We start from the raw sequence: 21,326 nt of genomic DNA on the forward strand, positions 1-21,326 counted from the left end.
ATGAAGCTATATAAAGACTTTAATATTTCAAAAAATCATAAAAAATCAATTATTTTGATTGGTAATTTTGATGGTGTTCATTTGGGTCATCAAAAATTATTTAAATTAGCAAATACTTACAAAAAAAAATTTAATTTAAAAATTGGAGTTTTAACATTTGAGCCAATGCCTAAAATGTTTTTTAATAAAAACTTTAAAAACTTTCGAATTTCAAATGTAAATCAAAAAAAAATAATTTTAGATTACTTAGGAGTTGATTTTATAATTACTAAAAAATTTGATAAAAAATTTTCTGCAGTTAAGTCTGATTTTTTTATCAAGGAAATTTTATCAAAAAAAATAAGAGCTCAATACATATTTGTTAGTAATAATTTTAGATTTGGCAATAAAAGAGAGGGAGATGTTAAAGAATTAATTAAAAATGAAGAAAAATATCGTTACAAAATAGTAAAACCTCAACCACTAATCTTAAATAAAAAAGTAATCTCCTCAACTTATATCCGTTCTCTTCTAGAAAAAGGACATTTAAAAAAAACTAATAAGCTATTAAGTCGAAATTGGTCTATTGAAGGAATTGTTCAAAAAGGAAGACAACAAGGAAAAAAAATTGGTTTTCCAACCTGTAATATTGATATTAAGGATTATGTGATTGCGATGCCTGGAGTGTATGCTGTAAAAGTAAAGCAAAAAAACTCCAATAAATCACTAAAAGGGATTGCCAACCTAGGTTATAGACCAACTTTTAATCAAAAAAAAATTTTATTAGAAGTACATATTTTTAATTTTTCTGGAAATCTTTATAATAAGTATTTATCAGTACAGTTCACAAAGTTTATAAGAAAAGAGAAAAAATTCAAAAACGTTGATCAATTAAAAAAACAAATTCAAAGTGACTTAAAAGTTGCTAAAAAAAGTTAATATGAGCAAAGAAAATATAAATTTACCCAAAACAGCTTTCTCTATGAAGGCAAATTTACAGAATAAAGAACCTGAAATTTTAGAATATTGGAAAAAAATTGATCTTTATAAAGAGTTGAGAAAATTCAATAAGGGTAAAGAGAAATTCATACTTCACGATGGTCCACCATATGCGAATGGTAATATTCACATGGGTACAGCTTTAAATAAAATTTTGAAAGATATCATTGTTAAATTTCATCAAATGGATGGTAAAGATTCTGTATATGTTCCGGGGTGGGATTGTCATGGTCTACCTATTGAGTGGAAAATTGAAGAACAATATAAAAAAAATAAAAAAAATAAAAACGAAGTTCCAATAACAGAATTTAGAAAAGAGTGTAGAGAATTTGCAGAAAAATGGATTGAAGTTCATAAAACACAATTTAAACGATTAGGCGTTGTGGGAGATTGGGATAATCATTACGCAACAATGAACTTTGAAGCAGAGGCCCAAATTGTAAGAGAATTAGGAAAATTTTTAAAAGAAGGAAGCCTTTATAGAGGTTTTAAACCTGTTCTTTGGTCAACTGTAGAAAAAACTGCTTTAGCAGATGCTGAAGTTGAGTATCAAGATCATAAATCAGATACAATTTATACAGCTTTCCCAGTTAAAAAAACAAATATAAAAGAATTAGAAAATACAGAAGTCATTATATGGACAACTACTCCATGGACTATACCTGCAAATAAAGCATTAGCTTATAATGAGGCCTTAGATTATTTAATAATTGAATTAAGTGATGATGGAGATTTTAAGAATAAAAAAGTAGTAGTTGCAGAAGCTCTACTAGAGTCTGTTATCAAGGATTGTGAAATAAAAAATTACAAAGAAATAAAAAAATTTAAGGGTAAAGATTTTAAAGATACAATTTGTAGTCATCCTTTTTTAGAGCTTGGTTATGATTATGATATACCAATGCTTGAAGCAAGGTTTGTTACAACGGAACAGGGAACAGGTATTGTTCATTGTGCACCCAGCCATGGCCCTGATGATTTTAATCTTTGTTTAAAGCATGGGATTAAAGCCATAGAAACTGTAGATGGTGATGGTAAATACACTAAAAATCTTCCTTTATTTGAGGGAACTCATATTTTTAAAGCTAACCCAATTGTTATTGAAAAGTTAAAAGAACAAAAAAAGCTGTTATCTAATGGGGAACTAGTTCATTCATATCCGCATTCATGGAGATCAAAAGCACCCCTTGTTCATAGAGCAACTCCACAATGGTTTATTTCAATGGAAAGTCATGGCTTGAGAAAAAAAGCGTTAAAAGCTCTTGATGAAACTAAATTCTATCCAGACAAAGGCAGAGAAAGAATAAAAGCAATGATTGAAACAAGGCCAGATTGGTGTGTTTCAAGACAAAGAGTTTGGGGAGTTCCGCTTCCAATATTTGTTCATAAAACTACTAAAGAAATTTTAGTAGATGACAATGTAAATGAAAATATTGCGAGCATTTATGAAAAAGAAGGTTCTGATTGTTGGTTTTCAGATAATCCTCAAAGATTTTTAGGGGACAAATATAAAGCAGAAGATTACGAAAAAATAAGTGATATTGTTGAAGTTTGGTTTGATAGTGGTTGTACTCATGCATTTGTTTTGGAAAAAAGAGAAGATCTTCAATGGCCAGCATCAATGTATCTAGAAGGTTCTGACCAGCATAGAGGCTGGTTTCATTCGTCACTCTTAGAATCTTGCGGAACAAGAGGTAGAGCGCCTTACGAGTCAATATTATCACATGGATTTGTTGTAGATGGCAAAGGTCTCAAAATGTCAAAATCTGTAGGAAACGTAATTGCACCTGAGGATATTTTGAAAAAATATGGTGCAGATATTTTAAGAATATGGGTTGCATCATCTAATTATGCTGAAGATTTAAGAATTGACTATTCTATTTTAGAACAACACGCTGACTCATATAGAAAAATTAGAAATACATTTAGATATTTGCTAGGTAACCTAAATGACGACTTCCAAAAAATTGATTTAGAAAATTTAGACATCAAACAATTACCAGAATTAGAGAGATATATGCTTCATAGAGTGTATGAGTTAAATAATAATTTTAAAAATTATTTCAAATCTTATGATTTTCATAATCTTTATAAAGAACTTTTAAATTTTTGTACAGTAGACCTATCATCATTTTATTTTGATATTAGGAAGGATGCTTTATATTGTGATTTCAAAAATTCTGATAGAAGAAAGAGCAGTATAATTGTTTTAAATATTATTTTGGAATCTTTGGTTAAATGGTTTGCACCAATACTTTCATTTACAACAGAAGAAATTTTTACCCTTATAAACAAAGAGCAAAAAAGCATTCATCTAGAACAATTCATGAAATATCCAGAGTCATTCCAAGATAAAGAACTACATGAAAAATGGATAGAATTAAAAAAAATTAGAGATATCTGCAATATAAGTATTGAAGCAAAAAGAGCTAGTAAAGAAATAGGATCAAGTTTAGAAGCTAGCCTAGTTATTAATCTAAATAAAAAATTATTCGAAATTTCAAAAAATGTAGATTTTTCAGAAATATGCATTACGTCTTCTGCTTCAGTTCATCACTCAAACGAAGATAAAACTATTATTGAAACGGTAAAGGCTGAGGGAAATAAATGTCCAGTATGTTGGAAAATCAATAAAGTCAAATGTGAAAGGCATTCAGATTAACCAAAAAAGTTGATGAACAAAATTAACTTAAAAAATCTTTATCTAAATTTAGTAATTATATTAATAGTTTTTATTTCTGATCGTATAACAAAACTATACATCTTAAAAGTTGTAGAAGTAGAAGCTTCAGTTGATATTTATATCACTCCCTATTTGAACTTATTTTTAATCTGGAACAAAGGAATAGCTTTTGGTTTATTTTCTATAGACGCAAGTGTTATTTATAATTCTATTACAATCTTAATTGGTCTTATCATTATTGCTATTTTGTTTATGATGTTAAAAAATAATAATATTCAGCGGTACTTTTTTGCATTAATTGCAGGTGGCGCCTTTGGAAATTTTTATGATAGAGTAGTTTATACAGCTGTTCCAGATTTTATTGATTTACATTTTTATGGTTTTCATTGGTTTGTTTTTAATGTGGCTGACATATTTATTACTATTGGAGTTTTTTGCCTTATTTTAGTAGAACTTTTCTTTAATAATAAAAATATAAATGAAAAAAAATAATCTGTTAATAGCTTCTTTATTGATACTTCTTTTTTTAAATTCCTGTGGAACAATTGCTGAAGGATTGGGAGCAAGTAAAAAAAAAGGAAGTGAGGAGTTTTTAGTTGAAAAAAAAGCTCCATTAGTGCTACCACCTAACTTTGGAGAATTACCCGAACCTGGAAAAGAACCTGAGGAAAATATAATATCAGATAAAAAAGATACCTCAAATATTGAAGATATAATCAATCAAAGTTCTTCGACAAACACGGGTGAAAATAATACTGCAAAAAATTCTATTGAAGAATCAATCATAAAAAAGATTAACCTAAAAGAAGCTAGAGAAATAAATTTAGATGAAATTATAGTAAAAGAAAATGAAAAACCAAAAAAAAAAGGGTTTTTTAAAAAGCTAAAAAATAAATTTAATAAATCTGATAATTAGAAGAATGATATTTAAAAATTTTTTAAATATCAAAAAATCCAAAACAGTAAAAAAAGATTTTTTAAGATTATTAAAAGATCAACCAATATTATTTGAAACTTTAAAGCCTACATATAAATATAGTTATTCAAAAAAAATTATTAAAAAATATAAAAAATTTTCAAATTTAAGAATAATTGGTATGGGCGGATCTGTTCTTGGATCAGAAGCTATTTATAATTTTTTAAAACCTAAAATTAAAAAAAAGATTACTTTTGTTAGTAATTTAAATAGCAATGCAGATTATTTTGATAATAAGAATATAAATTTGAATTTAATTATTTCTAAATCAGGAAATACATTAGAGACAATAGCAAATGCCAATACATTAATTGATAAAAAAGAAAAAAATATTATTGTTACAGATGCAAAAAATAGTTACTTAACTAATTTAGCATCAAAACTCAAGGCAGAAATATTTGAGCATAAAAATTATGTAGGAGGTAGATATTCTGTATTGTCTGAAGTTGGAATGTTACCTGCGGAATTAATGAATTTGAATGAAAGAAAATTTAAGCAATTTAACAATCTTATTAAAAATAAAAATTTTATTAATAACCTAGTAAATAATGTGTCAACTACGTTAAGCTTAATTAAGAGTGGAAAGCAAACATCTATAATTTTAAATTATGATGAACAATCTGAAAATTTATTCAAATGGTATCAGCAACTGATAGCTGAAAGTTTAGGAAAAAAATCACTTGGATTATTGCCCGTTGTTTCTTCGATGCCAAAAGACAATCATAGTTTAATGCAGCTTTATCTAGACGGCCCAAATAAATATTTTTATACATTTTTTAATGTTCTAGAAAATAGAAATATAAAAATTAAGAATGATGGTGTGTTAAATACTCATAAGTTTTTAAAAAACCTATCAATAGAAAAAATAAAACAATCTCAAATGATTGCTACAGAGAAAGTCTTTATTTCAAAAAAAATACCTTTTAGAAGCTTTAGAATTTTAAAAAGAAACGAACAGTCTCTTGGCGAACTGTTCTGTTTCTTTATATTAGAGACCATTTTACTTGGTCGAGCTTTAAATGTTAATCCATTTGATCAACCTTCTGTTGAGTTGATAAAAATAGAAACAAAAAAAATATTAATTTAAAATATTAATTTAAAATATTTCCAAATATAATTTTTGAAATACCATAACTTTTTTCTAAAATTAGATTAAACTCTTTTGGTAAATCATCTTTTTCTTTTTTATGTCTGTGAATAATTATGACTCCATTAGTATTGAGTAGTTTTAATTCAGTTATTGCATTCAACAGAAATGGTAATTTTTTCTCTTTATAGGGAGGATCCATGAAAATAATATCAAATTTCTCGTTTAATATTTTAAATGTATTTTTAGAAAAAATATCATTTTCAATTATTTTTGTCTGATTTTGCTGATTTAAATTATTTATATTTTTCTTCAAAATATTTAATACTTCCGTGTAATTTTCTAAGAAGGTAACATTTTTAGCACCTCCAGATAAACATTCGAGACCAAATGATCCAACGCCTGAAAATAAATCCAAAATATTAGAATTTTCTAACTCTACATTCAATAATTTAGAATGCTTTAAAATGTTAAAAATTGATTCTTTCGTTAAATCTTTAAGAGGTCTTGTAAGTTTATCTTTAGGTAGAAGAATTTTTTTCCCTTTAAGGTTTCCTGAAATTATTCTCATTCATCAATCACCTTATGACCTATATCTTTTCTGTAAAACCCATCTTTCCAATTAAGATTTTTAATTAAGCTTATAGCTTTATCTCTACTATTTTTAAAATTTGGTGAAAGACTCACAAAATTAATTACCCGTCCACCATTTGAATAAATCTTATTGTTAATTTTTTTTGTACCAGCATGAAAAAAGTAATCATCTTCACCTAATTTTAGGTTTTCAATATTTTCTATTAAAATTTCATTATTATATTTATCAGGATAGCCTTTCGAGCACAAAACAATGCATAAACTTTTTTTATCATGCCACTCTATATTTATATTTTTTAGGTTTTTATTGCAGCAAGCATCTATAATCTCAAATAAATCTGTTTTTAACTTAGGCAAGATTGTCTGACATTCTGGATCTCCCATTCTAACATTATACTCAATCAAATAAGGTTCATTTCTTACTATCATTAAGCCTGCGTACAAAAATCCTTTATAATTAGATCCCATTTCTTTCAGGGCTTTAACGGTAGGTTTGATTATTTTATTTAATATTTTTTCTTCTAAAGGTTGATCCAGTAGTCTTGATGGTGAATACGAACCCATTCCACCTGTGTTTGCACCCTTATCACCCTCAAGAACTCTCTTATGATCTTGTGCTGTTTCAAAGCCTTTGATTTCTTTACCATCACTTATAATAAAATAGCTCATCTCTTCACCAACAAGAAACTCTTCAATTAAAATGTTGTTTGCTAATCCAAACTTTCCATCAAAAACATCTTTTATTGCTAAATTTGCATCATCCTTATTTTCACAAATATAAACACCTTTCCCGGATGCAAGACCATCAGCTTTAACAACAAGTGGAAACTGGGTTTTGTCCAGAAAAGATATTGCATCATTAGTATTTTTAAAAATACCAAACTTAGCTGTTGGTATATTGTACTTTTCACATATTTTTTTTGTAAATATTTTTGAGCCTTCCAATTGAGAAGAAATTTTATCAGGGCCAAAAATATTTATTTCTGTATCCTTAAAAAAATCTACTATTCCATCAACTAATGGTTTTTCTGGTCCAACTATTAATAAACTAATTTTATTTTTGATTGAAAATTCTTTAATTTTATTAAAGTCTAAAAAATCAATTTCAATATTTTCTGCTATATCTGAGGTTCCAGCATTACCAGGAAAACAGTATATCCTATCAACCTTAGGTGATTTTTTGATTGATAAACATAGAGCATGCTCTCTTCCACCACTTCCAATTATTCCAACTTTCATATAGATGTATATAAACTAAAAATGAATAAAAAATTAGCAAAATTAAAATATTTACCAAATAACTTTGAAATAATTGAAAATGGTGATCATGTTGTTTGTGCTGTATCAGGAAAATTAATTATTTTAGAAAATCTTAATTATTGGAATGTTGAGCTTCAAGAACCATATTTTTCATATGTAGAAGCTCATAAAAAAAAAGAGACACACTAAATTTTTACTTCCATCTATCATGAGACCATATCCATTCACCTGGATTTTTTAAAATTGTTTTCTCCAGCCAAATGTTTAGCTCTCTAGTAATTTTTTCAGCTGAGAGGTTCTTTGAAAATTCAATTGGTTTTTCAACTTTAATATTAAAGTTTATACCATTATGCCTCTCAATATAAATTGGTATCACTTTACAATTAAATTTTTTTATAAATTGTGCCGGAATAGTTGTGGTGAATGCTTCTTCATCAAAGAATTTAGATTTTATCCCTTGAGAGACTCTCTGATCTATCATTAAGGCTATAGAGTAGCCTTTTTTATATAATCTTAATAATTCTCTAACACCACGAGTTCCTTTTTTAATTTGATTTTTGCAAATATATTTTTTCCTAATTCTTTCCATAAGTACATTTAAGAAAATATTATTTAATGGTCGATATATTGCTGAGAGATTTACACCAGATTTTTCTATCTCCATTGCCATTAATTCAAAATTACTAAAATGACCAGAGATAAAAATTACTGGATTTTTTTCAAATTTTATTTTTTGAAGAATTTCTTTACCTTCTAAATTTATATTTGATTTAAATTGACCATTTCTAAAACCTTTAAGGAACATATACTCAGACAATGTTCTTCCATAATTATTCCACATATCTTTTGTAATGATATTAATTTTTGAGGTATTAATTTTTGGAATAGCTCTTTGAATATTAGTTTTAATGATATTTTTTGATCTAAAAATGGGACCAAAAATTTCAAATAATTTTCCACTGATATAAGATGAAATTTTTAATCCTAAAAATTTATAAATAATAAAAAGAAAGGATATGATTAAAAACTCAAAAAAATATTTAATTTTTTTCATTTAATTTAATTAGTTTGTTTGTGAGACTTTTCTCATCTGATAAATCAAGACTTGATTTGACATAAAAAATTTCATTTCTATTAAAGTTTTCAAGTCTTAAGTAATCTTTTTCTGTAGTTAAAATATGGGCATTGTATTTTTTTGCATTAATCATTATTTCATCAAAATCTTTTTTTGAATATTGATAATGATCTGGATATTCTAAATCACTTACAATTTTTAATTTATTATTTTTCAACATTTCTACAAAAGTTTTATGATTGCCAATACCAGAAAAAACTAAATAACTTTGATTTTCGTCAAATTCATTTATGTTTAGAGGAATATATTTTCCAGAATTAATATCAATATATGGATTAATTTTCTTAATCTGTTCTTTAATGGCAATTAGACTTTCTTCATTTCCATTTAAAAAAACGTTTTCATAAAATTTTAGATTATTAATATTTTCTCTTAAAGGTCCTGATGGTAATGTAAGTCCATTTCCAATCCAATTTAGATTATTAAAACAAACAATTTCTAAGTCATATTTGATAGAACTATCTTGAAGCCCATCATCAAAGATGGCAACTTCAAAATCTTTTGCGATAGCCTCATCTAGTGCAGTAATTCTTTTTAAATTAGTAAATAAGGTCCCATTTTTACTAAGTAGTTTTTGCTCATCAGTTTGGTTTGGATAAAATTTTTTAATAAAACAAGCTTTGATATTATTTTTATCTAAAATTTCTTTTATCTTGATGGTAAGTGATGTTTTTCCAGTTCCTCCAATATAGATGTTTCCAATACAGATTGTTTTAATTTTTGAATTAAAAAATTTAGGTTTTGATTTTATTTTAGCAATTAAACCTAAAATTATTGAAAAAGGTAATAATAGATAGGAAAGAAAGGATGGTTTTTTATAATCCCAGAATTTAGGTTTTTTTAATTTCATTATCAAATAAACTATTTATCTCATCTTTAGTTTCATTAAGTATTTTTTTCCCTATTTTTGCAATTTTTAAATAGTTTTTTTTGTTGTTGGGATTAGCAATTAATTTGTCTATTGAGTGAGTTAAGCTTTTTACTCCATTAACTTTATAAGCAACCTTTAGTTTATTGAGCAATTTATAGGTATCTTTAAAGTTATCTACATTTGGTCCATACAAAACAGTAGAACCTAAGTTGGTAGGTTCAAGAGGGTTTTGACCACCTTTTCCCAATATTGATTTACCCATAAAAACTATATTAGAGGATTGATAAAATTTCTTTGTCTCCCCATATGTGTCCACCAAATAAATATCTGTATTATCTAATTTTTTTGGTCTTGAGCTGTGCAAAACTATATTTAAATCTAAACTTTTAATTTCATCAACTATTTTACTAACACGATGAATATGCCTTGGTATTATTATTGTTAATAAATTTTTATATTTTTTCTTAAGTTTTATATGAGTATCTGCACAAATGATCTCCTCACCTGGGTGTGTACTTGAAGCACACCAAATTTTTTTACGTTTCATATTTTTTAAAAAAATATTATCTAATTTACTAAACTTAGATTGTTGATTATTAAAAAACTTAAGATTCCCTATTTTCTTAATTTTTGAGACATTTAATTTTTTAAGATAATTAATTGTTTCATCATTTTGAGGGTAGGCAATTGAAATATTTTGAAAAATTGAGTCTGAGAATTTTTTTACACGTCTCCATTTATTAAAAGTTTTTTTTGTAATTCTTGCATTAAGAAGTTTTAATGGAATTTTTTTTTTATTAAGAATCTTAAAGATACTAGGCCAAATCTCGGACTCAACAAATATTGCAATAGTTGGCCTCCAGTAATTCAAAAATTTATAAGAAAAAAATATTGAGTCTATTGGAAAAAATTGATGCACAGTTTTTTTAAAATTAAATTTTTTAAATATTTGAGCAGAACTCAAAGTTGAAGTAGTTATTAAAATTTGGTTTATAGACTTATTTTTTTCGAGCTCTTGAACTAGAGGTAAAATACTTAAAAGTTCACCTACACTTGATCCATGAAACCAAATTAAATTACCACAAATACGTTTTTTTGATGGGAAACAAAATTTTTCTTTATATCTTTTTTTATCTTCTTTTTTTTTTAAAATTCTAAAAAATATAATTAATGGAGAAAATGCTAAAGTTATGGTTATTATTGTTTGATATAAAAAAAACATTATTCTTTACGAATTTGTTTCTCATAGAAATTTTTATAAAGTTCTGAATTATTTAATAATTCGTCATGTTTGCCGTTTGCAACAACATTCCCAGAATCAATAATATAAATTTGATCAGAGCTTAAAATTGTTGATAGTCTATGGGCTATTACAATGGTTGTCTTATCTTTAGTTAATATTTTTAATGCATCTTGAATTTTACTTTCAGTTTCAGAGTCTAATGATGAAGTTGCTTCATCTAAAAGAATTATTGGACTTTTCTTGATCATAGCTCTTGCAATTGATAGTCTTTGTTTTTCTCCACCAGATAGTCTAACTCCATTTTCACCTATTATGGTCTCATACTTGTGGGGCAATTGCTCTATAAATTCACTTGCGTATGAAAATTTTGCTGCTGAAATTACCTCTTCATCAGTAACATCATCTTTTGCATATTTGATATTATTTTTTATAGTATCATCAAACAAAGTTGTATCTTGACTTACAAGTGAGATCTTATCTCTTAAAGATTGTATTTTTACTTTATATATAGATTGATTATCAATCAGGATATCCCCAGATTGTGCATCATAAAATCTAGGTATTAAGTTTAAAATTGTTGATTTTCCAGAACCACTGTGTCCAACTAAAGATGTCATTTTACCACCAGCTATATTAATATCAATATTCTTTAAGACATTTTCTTCATTAGAATTATATTTAAAGTTTAATTTATTAAATTTAATTGATGCATTAGTGATGTTGATGTCTTTAGAATTTTCACGATCTAAAATTTTATTTTTATGATCAATAATAGGTAGAATTCTATTAGCCGCTGATAACCCTTGGTTTAAAGTTATATTGATTGTTGATAAAGATCTAACAGGTTGATAAGCGAGCATCATTGCTGCTAAAAAAGAGAAAAAATTACCTATTTCAATTTCGCTCTTTAGAGCCAATTTTCCTGAATAGAATATTAAAATTGCAATCATTATTCCCGTTAAGGTTTCCATGATTGGAGATATTCTTATATATACTGTATTTATTTTAATATTTTTATCTTTTAATTGATTTAAATGTTCGTCACTTCTTTTGCTTTCATATTCTTCTCTTTGAAATATTTTTACTAATTTGTGGTTTTTAAATAATTCAATTAAGTGCGTGTTTAAAAAACCTGATTTTTCTTGAGCTTCAGTAACGACTTTTCCCATTCTCTTACCAAGGGTCTTAGACGCTATACCAGCAATAGGAATCATTATTATTGCAATCAATGATAATTTCCAATTCTGATAAAACATCACAAATAACAACCCAAATAGAGTTAAGCTATCTTTAAATAAATTTAAAACAGCAGTACTAAGCAATGTTGTAATATGACTTACATCATATGTCAGGTTTGAGATGAATTTTCCAGAATGTTTTTGGTCAATTAATTGAGTATCTGCTTTAATTAAAGATTTTACCATTTGTGATTGGAGCATTTTTTTAATCTCCTCTGCAACTCTAATCATAATCGCTTTTGCAAAATAGAGGGCAAAACCTTTAATTGTAAATGCTACAATTATTAATGAAGGTATGATAACTATTAAAGACTGGTCTTTTTCAACAAATATTTTTTTTATAGCAGGATCCAAAAGCCAGGCTATTGCAGAGGTACTTGCTGCAACAAGAACTCCAAAAAAAACTGATATTAATATTTTATTAATATATTTTTTTGAATAATCTTTAAAAAGTCTTTTATAAATTTCTGAATTTTTCATCAAAATTTTCCAATTAAAATATTACAAAAAATAAGAAGACCAACTAAATTATTACTTTTAAAAACTTTCAAACATATGGATGGTTTTTTTGAATTAAAAATTTTAATTTGGTAAAAAAATAAGTGAGCAATTGTTATTAACAAGCTTATATAAAAAAAGTAATTATAATTCATTAAATAGCCCACAATTAAAATAGAGAAAATTAGAAAAATATAACATGTAGATATAAAGTTTTTTGGTTTTTTTTTAAATTTTATTGAAGTTGATTTTACACCTATAATTTCGTCATCTTTAATATCTTGAAATCCGTATATTGTGTCGTATCCTAGTGTCCAAAATATGGCTCCAAGATAAAAGATAATAGCAACAGCATTTATTCCTCCATGTATTGCTGTCCACCCTAAAATCAAACCATAATTAAATGTTATTCCTAAAAATAATTGAGGCCAATAAGTAAATCTTTTCATTAAAGGATATGTGAATGCTAGAGGCATAGATCCTAGGGCAAGTAAGATTGTTAAGTTATTAAAATTAATTAAAACCAAAAATGCAAGTAGACATAAAATCAAAGTATAAAATATTCCTAATTTTACTGAAACTTGATTAGATGCAATAGGCCTTTTTTTTGTTCTTGAAACTTTTTTATCAAATTCTTTGTCAGAAATATCATTCACAATACATCCTGCAGAACGCATTAGAACCGATCCTAAAAAAAATAATGATAAGTAAAAGAAATAATCATTTAGGCTTTTTGAAAAATCATAAGCAAGAGTCAGTCCCCATGCACAAGGCCAAAATAATAATATATAGCCAATAGGCCTTTTCAATCTTGTTAGTTCGATAAAAAGATTTAAATTTTTCATAATAATTTACTTGTAAATAACAAAGGCTAGTTTCATAATCAAATTGATTCGTATGAATATAGATTACACAGTTACAGCATTGATGTTTCCAGCCATTCCTTTATTGATGAGCGTATATAGCAACAGATTTCATTCTTTAAGTAAGCTTATTAGACAACTTCATGATGAACATGTATATGAAAGTCACATTCCACCAGAGTGGAAAAAACAGTTTATAAATTTAAGTGGAAGAATTGTTCTTTTAAAATGGACTATTATGTTTGCTGCATTTGGTTTCTTATTTAATATGTTGACTGTGTTTGCCCTTTATTTAAATGAAATTTTTGCTGCAAGAATAATCTTTGGATCTTGTTGTTTATCGATGATGATTTCAATTGTTGTTTTTATGAGAGAAATTCAAGTATCAACAAATGCATTAAAATTGCATATGTCCGATATGGATGTTGATTTAGATTAATTAGGAATAATAACCGCAGGGCCAACTAATAGTCTTGCTTCTAATTCTTCATGAGCTTTTTTAGCATCATCAAGCGAATATTTTTTTGAAATTTCAACTTTAAATTTTCCAGATAAGATTCCATCAAAAACTTTTTTAGCAGACTCAACTAATTCTTCTCTTGTCATTGTATAATGTGCAATAGAAGGACGAGTAAAAAATAATCCTTTTGCATTAATATGTTTTTTAACATCTATAGTATCAACATAACCTGATGCATTACCAAAAGCGACCATCATGCCTCTAACTTTTAAGGTTTCAATCGATCCATCAAATGTTTTAATACCAACACCATCATAGACAACATCAACTCCATTTTTACCTACAATTTTTTCCACTTCTTCAACAAAGTTTGTATCTGTATAATTTATTACATGATGACATCCATTTTTTTTAGCAATAGCTTCTTTTTTTTTAGAGCCAACAGTTCCAATAACCTCTGCTCCTAATGCATTAGCCCACTGACATAATATTTGGCCAACACCACCAGCTGCTGCATGGTATAAAACTTTATCCCCTTTTTTAATTGGATAAGCTCTGTGTAATAAATATTCAGCAGTAATCCCTTTAAGCATAATGCATGATGCAATTTCATCCGAGATACCTTCTGGAACTAAAACTAGTTTCTCTTGAGGAAATAATTGTTTTTCCGAATAACTTCCAATAGGCATTGAAGAGTGAGCCACTCTATCTCCAACTTTAAATAGATCAACTTCAGAACCAACTTCTTCTATTATTCCACATGCTTCCAAACCAATTCCACTTGGTAGAGGAATAGGGTACAAACCTGTTCGGTGATAAACATCGATATAGTTAAGACCGATTGATAAATTTTTTATCAAAACTTCTTTTGGACCTGGTTTACCGATTTCAATATCTTTAACCTCTAAAGTTTCAGGACCACCAAATTTTTCTATTTTAATAGTTTTCATTATTTTACAAATGTATCATTATGATAATCTTGAACTGCTTGCAATATCTCTGCTTTAGTATTCATTACAAATGGACCCCCTCTAGCAATAGGCTCACCAATTGGCTTTCCAGATATCAATAAAAACTTGGCTTTAGTTAAGCTAGAGACTTTTAATTTTTCTCCCCTAGTTAGAATAATTAAAGTGGAATCTTTAACGGCATTATGATCTTGATTACCAACTTTAATTTTACCTTCAACCAAATATATTAATGAATTGTGAGTTGAGGGAAGATCAAAATTAAATTCTCTTCCTTTTTCAAGCTCTACATCAAAATAAACAGGTTCAACATTGTGACCTTTAACAGGTCCTTCTGCATCTTGAAATTTTCCAGCAATCACTTTGACAGTTTTATCATCGTCTTTATGAGTGCTCATTTTATCTGCATCAATGTAAATATATTCAGGTTTAGTCATTTTCAATTTAGCAGGCATGTTTACCCATAATTGAAACCCATGAAGCTTACCTTCTTTCATTGCGGGCATTTCTGAATGAATGATACCACTCCCAGTTTTCATCCACTGAACATCTCCAGCAGTCATTATTCCTTCGCCACCCGTACTGTCTTTATGTTCAAAGTCACCAGCAAGCATATATGTTACTGTTTCAATTCCTCTGTGAGGGTGAGGAGGGAAGCCTCCAATGTAATCATCTTTATTTTCAGAACCAAATTCATCCAACATTAAAAAAGGATCGTGGTAATCAATATGGTAAGTGCCAATGCTTCTTTTTAATTTAACACCAGCACCATCTGATGCTACAACTGGTTCTATTATTTTTTCTACTTCAATACTTTTCATAATTAAAGACTATTCAATAATTTATAAAGTTCAATGTTACTTTTTGTTATGTGAACCATCACAAAGAGGCTGGTTATTAGTTTGTTTACAAGCACAAAAAAATACTTTTTTTGTTTCTTCTGCTTTATAGGCTAGAGGAGTAAATTCTGAACCTTTATGTGATCCATCACAAAATGGTTGTTTTGAACTTTTTCCACAAGAGCACCAGTAATAAGATTTATCTTTCTCTACATCTACTGCAATTGGTCCGTTGCCTGCGTTTTGTCCTTTAATCATTTTTACCCTTTCAATTTAATTGACTTGTTCATAGAGCTTTGTTAATGGTAATGCAATAACGCAAAATAATCATACTAGTATACAAAAACATACCTTGAAAAACTTAATAGATTGTCCAGCCGAAAGAGCCGTTTACTTTCTTGGAGGTAAATGGAAAATTAGAATTTTATTTAGTTTACTAAAAAGTAAAAGAATAAGATTTGGTGAACTCAAAAAAGGTTTAAAAACTATTACACAACAAATGCTATCCAAACAGCTTAAGGAGTTAGAAGGAGATGGAATAATTAATAGAAAAGTAATTCGAATAATGCCACCAAAAGTTGAGTATTCACTTACTGAATTTGGCCTTTCGGTTATGCCTATCTTAAGATCTTTTTCAGAGTGGAATAAAAGAAATACTCGAACTATTTCAGTAAAGCTAAATAAGAATTTTGAAGAAAATAGAATTAGATAATATCCAGCAGCTGTTTTAAGTTTTTAACTTCATCTTTAGGTTTATAATCAAGGTTATCAAAAATATTATTATTTCTGTTTACCCAAATAGAACCGTAACCATAATTTCCACCACCAGAAACATCCCAAGTATTAGCACTTAAAAATGCAACTTCTTCTTTTTGTATTTTGTATTTTTTAATTGGTATGTCATAAACTTTAGAGTCTGGTTTATAAATGCCAACTTCTTCAATTGAAAAAATATCATCAAATATACTATCTAGATTATTACTCTTTACTAATTCATTAAGAAGAGAGGGCGTTCCATTTGAAAGAATACCTAATTTATAATTTTTTTCTTTTAATCTTTTTAAAACCTCAGGTACCTCAGGAAAAGGTGAGAGCACCTTATAAAGATTTAATAATTCATTCTTCATAGAAGCATCTATTTCAAATTTCTTCATTGATTTATCTAAACTGTCTTCTGTCACCTGCCAAAAATCTTTATGTCTATCCATTAGACTTCTTAGCCAAGTGTATTCTAATTGAGTAGTTCGCCAGTAATTTGCAAAACCTTCCCACTTATCACCAATTTTATCTTTACATTTTTCTGCAGCAGAATTGACATCAAATAAAGTGCCATATGCATCAAAAATTATTGCTTTAATATTTTTCATAAATTAACTTAACATTAATGAGTAATATTAGATTATTTTTTAAAGAAAGTTTATCACTTAATTTAATTGCTAGGCTTGATAAATCACAATCTCACTATGTAAATAAAGTGATGAGAGTTAAAGTGAGTGAGGTTTTTTCATTATTTAATAGCAGTGGTGAGTGGGAGGCAAAAATTTTAACTATTTCAAAAGGTATAGTTGAATTTAATATTACAAAACAATTAAGGCAAAAAGAAAACATAAAAGAATTGTGGTTAGCTTTTTCACCCATCAAATCAAACTACTTTAATTTCATGATTCAAAAAGCAACAGAGCTTGGTGTTACAAAATTTTTACCAATAATATTTGATAGAACAATTGTTAGAAAAATAAATAAAGAAAGATTAGAAAAAGTAATTACAGAAGCTGCCGAACAGTCTAATCGTATCAATGTTCCATTTATTGAAGATCCTCAGTTATTAAAATTTTTTTTAAATAATGAAAAGATGGACTTAATATTTACTGATTTAAATTCTCAAAATAAAAAATTAGATTTAGCCAAATTAACTAGCAATCCAACTTGTGTAATTATTGGTCCAGAGGGTGATTTTTCAGAAGAAGAAAGAGAGCAGATTCTTAGATTTAAGGATGTTCAGCCAATTAATATAAATAAAAACATATTAAGGTCTGAAACTGCAGTTATTTCAGCTCTATCAATTGTAAATTACTGTATAAATTGATATTTTGTCGCTAAAACAAAAGTGTAATTTTTAAAAAGACACTTTATATAGTGTGTAACAAATGAAAAAAATTTTATTTACAGTTCTGGCTTTAATTTCATCATCTCATGCATGGGCCAATCAGCCTAAAAATTGGCAGTTGGGTTTCCAAGATTCTGCATCTCAAGGAATGACTGAAATTGTTAGTTTTCATAATGATATTCTTCTTCCTATAATTATTGCTATTAGTGTTTTCGTTTTATTTCTTATGATTTATGTTTGCATAAGATTTAGAGAATCAAAAAACCCAAACCCATCAAAAACTACTCACAATGTTGCAGTAGAAGTTTTATGGACATTAATCCCTTGTTTGATTTTAATTGTAATGGCTGTTCCATCTTTTAAAATTTTATATAAACAAGACACAATTCCAAAAGCTGACATTACAGTTAAGGCTATCGGGTATCAGTGGTATTGGGGATACGAATATCCTGATGAGAATATTATATTTGAGTCGTATATGATTAAAGAAGATGAATTAAAAGAAAATCAACCTAGATTACTAACTGTTGATAACGAAGTTGTTGTTCCAGTAAATAAAGTGGTTAAAGTTTTAATTACTGCAAATGATGTATTGCATGCTTGGGCATTACCATCTTTTGGAGTTAAAAGGGATGCAGTTCCAGGAAGAATAAATGAAACTTGGTTTAAAGCTGAAAAAGTAGGAACATATTATGGTCAATGCTCTGAGTTATGTGGAATACAACATGCTTTTATGCCGATCACAGTAAGAGTTGTGACAGATGAAGAATATGCAACATGGTTAGCAGAAGCTAAAATGAAATTTGCAAAAGAGCCAATTAAAAAAAATGAATATAAAAAACTAGCGAGTAAATAAAAATGTATACACAAATAGCATCACACGACGATCATCATACACCAACAGGCTGGAAACGATGGGCCTATTCAACTAACCATAAAGATATTGGTACGATGTATTTAATTTTTGCAATTGTTGCAGGAATTATTGGTACAGCTTTTTCAGTATTAATGAGAATTGAATTGATGCATCCTGGCGATGGAATTTTAGGTGGTAACTATCACTTATATAATGTGCTAGTTACAGGCCATGGATTAATAATGATTTTCTTTATGGTAATGCCTGCAATGATTGGTGGATTTGGTAATTGGTTTGTTCCAATTATGATTGGTGCGCCTGATATGGCCTTTCCAAGAATGAATAATATTTCATTTTGGTTATTACCAGCCTCATTTATTTTACTATTACTTTCAATATTTGTAGATGGCCCTCCAGGCCAACAAGGTGTTGGCGGAGGATGGACTTTATACCCACCTTTGTCTTCTAAAGCTGGACAACCAGGACCTGCTATGGATTTTGCTATTCTAAGTTTGCACTTAGCTGGAGCATCTTCAATTTTAGGAGCAGTTAATTTTATTACAACAATTTTAAACATGAGAACGCCAGGCATGACTTTGCATAAAATGCCTTTATTTGCTTGGTCTGTTTTAGTTACAGCATTTTTATTATTACTATCACTACCTGTTTTAGCTGGTGCAATTACAATGCTTTTAACAGATAGAAATTTTGGAACTGCATTTTTCGATGCTCAAACTGGAGGAGATCCAGTTTTATACCAACATTTATTTTGGTTCTTTGGTCACCCTGAAGTTTATATTTTAATTTTACCTGGTTTTGGAATGATAAGTCATATCGTTTCAACTTTTTCTAAAAAACCTGTATTTGGATACTTGGGTATGGCTTATGCAATGGTCTCAATTGGTATTGTTGGCTTTGTAGTTTGGGCTCACCACATGTACACAGTAGGCTTAAGCACAGATACTAAAGCATATTTTTTAGCCGCAACAATGATTATTGCAGTTCCAACAGGGATTAAAATATTTTCCTGGATTGCAACAATGTGGGGTGGGTCAATTTCATTTAAAACTCCAATGTTATGGGCATTAGGATTTATATTTTTATTTACAGTAGGTGGTGTAACAGGTGTTGTTCTTGCAAACGCAGGTGTTGATACTGCAATGCATGATACTTATTATGTAGTTGCTCACTTTCATTATGTGTTATCTTTAGGAGCGGTGTTTGCAATCTTTGCAGGATTTTATTATTGGTTTGGTAAAATGTCTGGCTATGAGTATTCAGAATGGATGGGTAAATTACATTTTTGGTTAACTTTTATTGGAGTTAATTTAGTATTTTTTCCACAACACTTTTTAGGTTTAGCAGGAATGCCGAGAAGATATGCTGATTATCCTGATGCATTTGCTGGATGGAATTATGTTTCATCAGTTGGTTCATATATAGCAGTTGCTGGTTTATTGGTATTTTTTGCAAACTTAATTTATTCCTTTTCTAAGAAAAAAGTTGCAGCCCAAAACCCTTGGGGAGAAGGAGCTACAACCTTAGAATGGACTGTACCATCGCCACCAAATTTTCATACTTTTGAAGAATTACCAAAGTTTGAAGATCCAGAAGGTGTTGAAAAAGCTACTAGTTAGTAAATTTTTAACTTATTCTAGATTAAATATTAATGATTAACTCTAAATCAAAAAATAGAAACTTAAGCCAGGAAAATGTTTTTAATTTTTCTGAATTGTTTAAATTGATGAAACCAAGAGTTATGTCTTTGGTTATTTTTACCTGTGCCGTAGGACTTTTAATGGCACCTAATGCAATTTCAACAAAGGATGCAATGTTTGCAATTCTTTTAGTTTCAATTGGAGCAGGAGCCGCTGGTGCTCTAAATATGTGGTATGAGTCTGATCTTGATGCATTAATGACCAGAACTTGCTTGAGACCAATTCCAATGGGAAAGGTTAATAAGAAACAAGCTCTAATTTTTGGAACATCACTTTCATTTTTTTCTGTGATTGCATTAGATTATTTTGCAAATACAATTTCAGCAGCATTGTTGCTGTTTACAATTTTATTTTATGTGTTTGTTTACACAATCTGGCTAAAGAGAAAAACGCCCCAAAACATTGTAATTGGAGGTGCTGCAGGAGCATTACCACCAGTAATTGGATGGACTATTGCAACTAACTCACTTTCTTTAGAGCCAATAACTTTTTTTTTAATTATATTTTTTTGGACCCCATCTCACTTTTGGGCGTTAAGCCTTTATAAATCAGATGATTACAAGAAAGCAAAAATTCCAATGCTTCCATTAACGAATGGGATAGAGAGTACAAAAATAAATATTTTAGTTTATTCGTTATTAATGCTGCCAATGGTTATTTTGCCTTATGCAATAGATTTTGTGGGGCTAGTATTTTTAATACCAGCTTTGATGCTTACATTATATTATAACTTTTTATGTCTTGAACTCTATAGATTTAGAAAAAATAAATTTAACCCTAAGAAGGCAAAAACATTATTTGGATATTCAATTTTATATTTATTTTTGATATTCGTTATTTTTTTGATAGATAAAATAGTATGATGATACCAGACAAAAAAACCAAACGAAAAAATATTTTAACAGCGTTGGCAATAATAGGTTTTATGGTATTTCTATTTTTCTTCACACTTTAT

General features: G+C 28.1%; 23 protein-coding genes. 12 read left to right on the plus strand and 11 right to left on the minus strand.

Annotated elements, in window-relative coordinates; genetic code table 11:
* Genes ribF through E5R92_RS05570 form a run of 5 tightly spaced genes read left to right on the plus strand, consistent with a single transcriptional unit; the run spans window position 1 to window position 5,721 of the window.
* Window positions 1–918, plus strand: coding sequence for a riboflavin biosynthesis protein RibF (ribF, locus tag E5R92_RS05550; protein ID WP_168607097.1), 918 nt, complete (start codon window positions 1–3; stop codon window positions 916–918).
* Between the two features lies 1 nt (window position 919).
* On the plus strand, window positions 920–3,637 hold the full coding sequence (gene ileS, locus E5R92_RS05555; protein WP_168607098.1) for an isoleucine--tRNA ligase: 2,718 nt from the start codon (window positions 920–922) through the stop codon (window positions 3,635–3,637).
* Window positions 3,638–3,649: 12 nt separating this feature from the next.
* Complete coding sequence (gene lspA, locus E5R92_RS05560; RefSeq protein WP_168607099.1) at window positions 3,650–4,150, plus strand: signal peptidase II; 501 nt, start codon at window positions 3,650–3,652, stop codon at window positions 4,148–4,150.
* Window positions 4,137–4,574 carry a DUF3035 domain-containing protein gene (locus E5R92_RS05565; RefSeq protein WP_168607100.1) on the plus strand — a complete coding sequence of 146 codons (438 nt, stop codon included), beginning with the start codon at window positions 4,137–4,139 and terminating at the stop codon, window positions 4,572–4,574. Before lspA ends, E5R92_RS05565 begins: the two co-directional genes overlap by 14 nt.
* Before the next feature lie 4 nt (window positions 4,575–4,578).
* The gene (locus tag E5R92_RS05570; RefSeq protein ID WP_168607101.1) at window positions 4,579–5,721 is read left to right on the plus strand and encodes a glucose-6-phosphate isomerase; all 1,143 of its coding nucleotides are present in this window, start codon (window positions 4,579–4,581) and stop codon (window positions 5,719–5,721) included.
* Between the two features lie 4 nt (window positions 5,722–5,725).
* Here E5R92_RS05570 and rsmD read toward each other — a convergent pair whose 3' ends face one another.
* Window positions 5,726–6,292 carry a 16S rRNA (guanine(966)-N(2))-methyltransferase RsmD gene (gene rsmD / locus E5R92_RS05575; protein WP_168607102.1) on the minus strand — a complete coding sequence of 189 codons (567 nt, stop codon included), beginning with the start codon at window positions 6,290–6,292 and terminating at the stop codon, window positions 5,726–5,728.
* Window positions 6,289–7,554, minus strand: coding sequence for a phosphoribosylamine--glycine ligase (gene purD / locus E5R92_RS05580; RefSeq protein ID WP_168607103.1), 1,266 nt, complete (start codon window positions 7,552–7,554; stop codon window positions 6,289–6,291). Before purD ends, rsmD begins: the two co-directional genes overlap by 4 nt.
* Window positions 7,555–7,575: 21 nt before the next feature.
* Between purD and E5R92_RS05585 the strand changes: the two genes are divergently transcribed.
* Window positions 7,576–7,764: a DUF2093 domain-containing protein gene (locus E5R92_RS05585; RefSeq protein ID WP_168607104.1), complete on the plus strand. Its 189-nt coding sequence runs from the start codon at window positions 7,576–7,578 to the stop codon at window positions 7,762–7,764.
* A 4-nt stretch (window positions 7,765–7,768) separates the two neighbouring features.
* On the opposite strand, the gene E5R92_RS05590 is transcribed toward E5R92_RS05585, so the two are convergent.
* The 5 genes from E5R92_RS05590 to ubiA are packed head-to-tail and all read right to left on the minus strand — an operon-like array spanning window position 7,769 to window position 13,405.
* Window positions 7,769–8,629 carry a lysophospholipid acyltransferase family protein gene (locus E5R92_RS05590; RefSeq protein ID WP_168607105.1) on the minus strand — a complete coding sequence of 287 codons (861 nt, stop codon included), beginning with the start codon at window positions 8,627–8,629 and terminating at the stop codon, window positions 7,769–7,771.
* Window positions 8,616–9,560: a tetraacyldisaccharide 4'-kinase gene (gene lpxK / locus E5R92_RS05595; RefSeq protein WP_168607106.1), complete on the minus strand. Its 945-nt coding sequence runs from the start codon at window positions 9,558–9,560 to the stop codon at window positions 8,616–8,618. Before lpxK ends, E5R92_RS05590 begins: the two co-directional genes overlap by 14 nt.
* Entirely contained in the window at window positions 9,541–10,803 is a 1,263-nt protein-coding gene (locus E5R92_RS05600) for a 3-deoxy-D-manno-octulosonic acid transferase (RefSeq protein WP_168607107.1), read from the minus strand. Before E5R92_RS05600 ends, lpxK begins: the two co-directional genes overlap by 20 nt.
* Window positions 10,803–12,542 (minus strand): ABC transporter ATP-binding protein, encoded by a 1,740-nt coding sequence (locus E5R92_RS05605; protein ID WP_168607108.1) that lies wholly within the window; start codon window positions 12,540–12,542, stop codon window positions 10,803–10,805. The genes E5R92_RS05600 and E5R92_RS05605 overlap by 1 nt, the downstream gene beginning before the upstream one ends.
* Window positions 12,542–13,405, minus strand: coding sequence for a 4-hydroxybenzoate octaprenyltransferase (gene ubiA, locus E5R92_RS05610; protein ID WP_168607109.1), 864 nt, complete (start codon window positions 13,403–13,405; stop codon window positions 12,542–12,544). The genes E5R92_RS05605 and ubiA overlap by 1 nt, the downstream gene beginning before the upstream one ends.
* Window positions 13,406–13,457: 52 nt before the next feature.
* On the opposite strand from ubiA, the gene E5R92_RS05615 reads away from it, so the two are divergent.
* The gene (locus E5R92_RS05615) at window positions 13,458–13,862 is read left to right on the plus strand and encodes a DUF2721 domain-containing protein (protein WP_168607110.1); all 405 of its coding nucleotides are present in this window, start codon (window positions 13,458–13,460) and stop codon (window positions 13,860–13,862) included.
* On the opposite strand, the gene E5R92_RS05620 is transcribed toward E5R92_RS05615, so the two are convergent.
* From E5R92_RS05620 to E5R92_RS05630, 3 genes are read right to left on the minus strand one after another with little or no spacing between them, the layout of a single operon-like run.
* Window positions 13,859–14,833, minus strand: a complete 975-nt coding sequence (locus E5R92_RS05620; protein ID WP_168607111.1) for a quinone oxidoreductase family protein — start codon at window positions 14,831–14,833, stop codon at window positions 13,859–13,861. The two genes, E5R92_RS05615 and E5R92_RS05620, sit on opposite strands and share 4 nt — an antisense overlap.
* Window positions 14,833–15,672: a pirin family protein gene (locus tag E5R92_RS05625; protein ID WP_168607112.1), complete on the minus strand. Its 840-nt coding sequence runs from the start codon at window positions 15,670–15,672 to the stop codon at window positions 14,833–14,835. The genes E5R92_RS05620 and E5R92_RS05625 overlap by 1 nt, the downstream gene beginning before the upstream one ends.
* 36 nt (window positions 15,673–15,708) lie before the next feature.
* On the minus strand, window positions 15,709–15,948 hold the full coding sequence (locus E5R92_RS05630; protein WP_168607113.1) for a CDGSH iron-sulfur domain-containing protein: 240 nt from the start codon (window positions 15,946–15,948) through the stop codon (window positions 15,709–15,711).
* A 94-nt stretch (window positions 15,949–16,042) separates the two neighbouring features.
* On the opposite strand from E5R92_RS05630, the gene E5R92_RS05635 reads away from it, so the two are divergent.
* Complete coding sequence (locus E5R92_RS05635) at window positions 16,043–16,402, plus strand: winged helix-turn-helix transcriptional regulator (protein WP_168607114.1); 360 nt, start codon at window positions 16,043–16,045, stop codon at window positions 16,400–16,402.
* Here E5R92_RS05635 and E5R92_RS05640 read toward each other — a convergent pair.
* A complete protein-coding gene (locus E5R92_RS05640) occupies window positions 16,395–17,057 on the minus strand; it encodes a haloacid dehalogenase type II (RefSeq protein WP_168607115.1) in 663 nt (220 codons plus the stop codon). The two genes, E5R92_RS05635 and E5R92_RS05640, sit on opposite strands and share 8 nt — an antisense overlap.
* 17 nt (window positions 17,058–17,074) lie before the next feature.
* On the opposite strand from E5R92_RS05640, the gene E5R92_RS05645 reads away from it, so the two are divergent.
* The 4 genes from E5R92_RS05645 (at window position 17,075) to cyoE (ending at window position 21,234) form a co-directional block, all read left to right on the plus strand.
* Entirely contained in the window at window positions 17,075–17,776 is a 702-nt protein-coding gene (locus tag E5R92_RS05645) for an RsmE family RNA methyltransferase (protein WP_168607116.1), read from the plus strand.
* A 61-nt stretch (window positions 17,777–17,837) separates the two neighbouring features.
* Window positions 17,838–18,653, plus strand: coding sequence for a cytochrome c oxidase subunit II (gene coxB / locus E5R92_RS05650; protein WP_168607117.1), 816 nt, complete (start codon window positions 17,838–17,840; stop codon window positions 18,651–18,653).
* A gap of 2 nt (window positions 18,654–18,655) precedes the next feature.
* Complete coding sequence (ctaD, locus tag E5R92_RS05655; protein ID WP_168607118.1) at window positions 18,656–20,290, plus strand: cytochrome c oxidase subunit I; 1,635 nt, start codon at window positions 18,656–18,658, stop codon at window positions 20,288–20,290.
* 32 nt (window positions 20,291–20,322) lie between these two features.
* The gene (gene cyoE, locus E5R92_RS05660; protein WP_168607119.1) at window positions 20,323–21,234 is read left to right on the plus strand and encodes a heme o synthase; all 912 of its coding nucleotides are present in this window, start codon (window positions 20,323–20,325) and stop codon (window positions 21,232–21,234) included.
* Window positions 21,235–21,326: the final 92 nt, after the last annotated feature.

The sequence above is a fragment of the Candidatus Pelagibacter giovannonii genome (genome assembly GCF_012276695.1).
Taxonomy (GTDB): Bacteria; Pseudomonadota; Alphaproteobacteria; order Pelagibacterales; family Pelagibacteraceae; genus Pelagibacter; species Pelagibacter giovannonii.

What these genes read in the sequence shown, in the direction of transcription:
- ribF (WP_168607097.1), top strand. Translation starts at nt 1, where the DNA reads ATGAAGCTATATAAAGACTTTAATATTTCAAAAAATCATAAAAAATCA.
- ileS (WP_168607098.1), top strand. Translation starts at nt 920, where the DNA reads ATGAGCAAAGAAAATATAAATTTACCCAAAACAGCTTTCTCTATGAAG.
- lspA (WP_168607099.1), top strand. Translation starts at nt 3,650, where the DNA reads ATGAACAAAATTAACTTAAAAAATCTTTATCTAAATTTAGTAATTATA.
- E5R92_RS05565 (WP_168607100.1), top strand. Translation starts at nt 4,137, where the DNA reads ATGAAAAAAAATAATCTGTTAATAGCTTCTTTATTGATACTTCTTTTT.
- E5R92_RS05570 (WP_168607101.1), top strand. Translation starts at nt 4,579, where the DNA reads ATGATATTTAAAAATTTTTTAAATATCAAAAAATCCAAAACAGTAAAA.
- rsmD (WP_168607102.1), bottom strand. Translation starts at nt 6,292, where the DNA reads ATGAGAATAATTTCAGGAAACCTTAAAGGGAAAAAAATTCTTCTACCT.
- purD (WP_168607103.1), bottom strand. Translation starts at nt 7,554, where the DNA reads ATGAAAGTTGGAATAATTGGAAGTGGTGGAAGAGAGCATGCTCTATGT.
- E5R92_RS05585 (WP_168607104.1), top strand. Translation starts at nt 7,576, where the DNA reads ATGAATAAAAAATTAGCAAAATTAAAATATTTACCAAATAACTTTGAA.
- E5R92_RS05590 (WP_168607105.1), bottom strand. Translation starts at nt 8,629, where the DNA reads ATGAAAAAAATTAAATATTTTTTTGAGTTTTTAATCATATCCTTTCTT.
- lpxK (WP_168607106.1), bottom strand. Translation starts at nt 9,560, where the DNA reads ATGAAATTAAAAAAACCTAAATTCTGGGATTATAAAAAACCATCCTTT.
- E5R92_RS05600 (WP_168607107.1), bottom strand. Translation starts at nt 10,803, where the DNA reads ATGTTTTTTTTATATCAAACAATAATAACCATAACTTTAGCATTTTCT.
- E5R92_RS05605 (WP_168607108.1), bottom strand. Translation starts at nt 12,542, where the DNA reads ATGAAAAATTCAGAAATTTATAAAAGACTTTTTAAAGATTATTCAAAA.
- ubiA (WP_168607109.1), bottom strand. Translation starts at nt 13,405, where the DNA reads ATGAAAAATTTAAATCTTTTTATCGAACTAACAAGATTGAAAAGGCCT.
- E5R92_RS05615 (WP_168607110.1), top strand. Translation starts at nt 13,458, where the DNA reads ATGAATATAGATTACACAGTTACAGCATTGATGTTTCCAGCCATTCCT.
- E5R92_RS05620 (WP_168607111.1), bottom strand. Translation starts at nt 14,833, where the DNA reads ATGAAAACTATTAAAATAGAAAAATTTGGTGGTCCTGAAACTTTAGAG.
- E5R92_RS05625 (WP_168607112.1), bottom strand. Translation starts at nt 15,672, where the DNA reads ATGAAAAGTATTGAAGTAGAAAAAATAATAGAACCAGTTGTAGCATCA.
- E5R92_RS05630 (WP_168607113.1), bottom strand. Translation starts at nt 15,948, where the DNA reads ATGATTAAAGGACAAAACGCAGGCAACGGACCAATTGCAGTAGATGTA.
- E5R92_RS05640 (WP_168607115.1), bottom strand. Translation starts at nt 17,057, where the DNA reads ATGAAAAATATTAAAGCAATAATTTTTGATGCATATGGCACTTTATTT.
- E5R92_RS05645 (WP_168607116.1), top strand. Translation starts at nt 17,075, where the DNA reads ATGAGTAATATTAGATTATTTTTTAAAGAAAGTTTATCACTTAATTTA.
- coxB (WP_168607117.1), top strand. Translation starts at nt 17,838, where the DNA reads ATGAAAAAAATTTTATTTACAGTTCTGGCTTTAATTTCATCATCTCAT.
- ctaD (WP_168607118.1), top strand. Translation starts at nt 18,656, where the DNA reads ATGTATACACAAATAGCATCACACGACGATCATCATACACCAACAGGC.
- cyoE (WP_168607119.1), top strand. Translation starts at nt 20,323, where the DNA reads ATGATTAACTCTAAATCAAAAAATAGAAACTTAAGCCAGGAAAATGTT.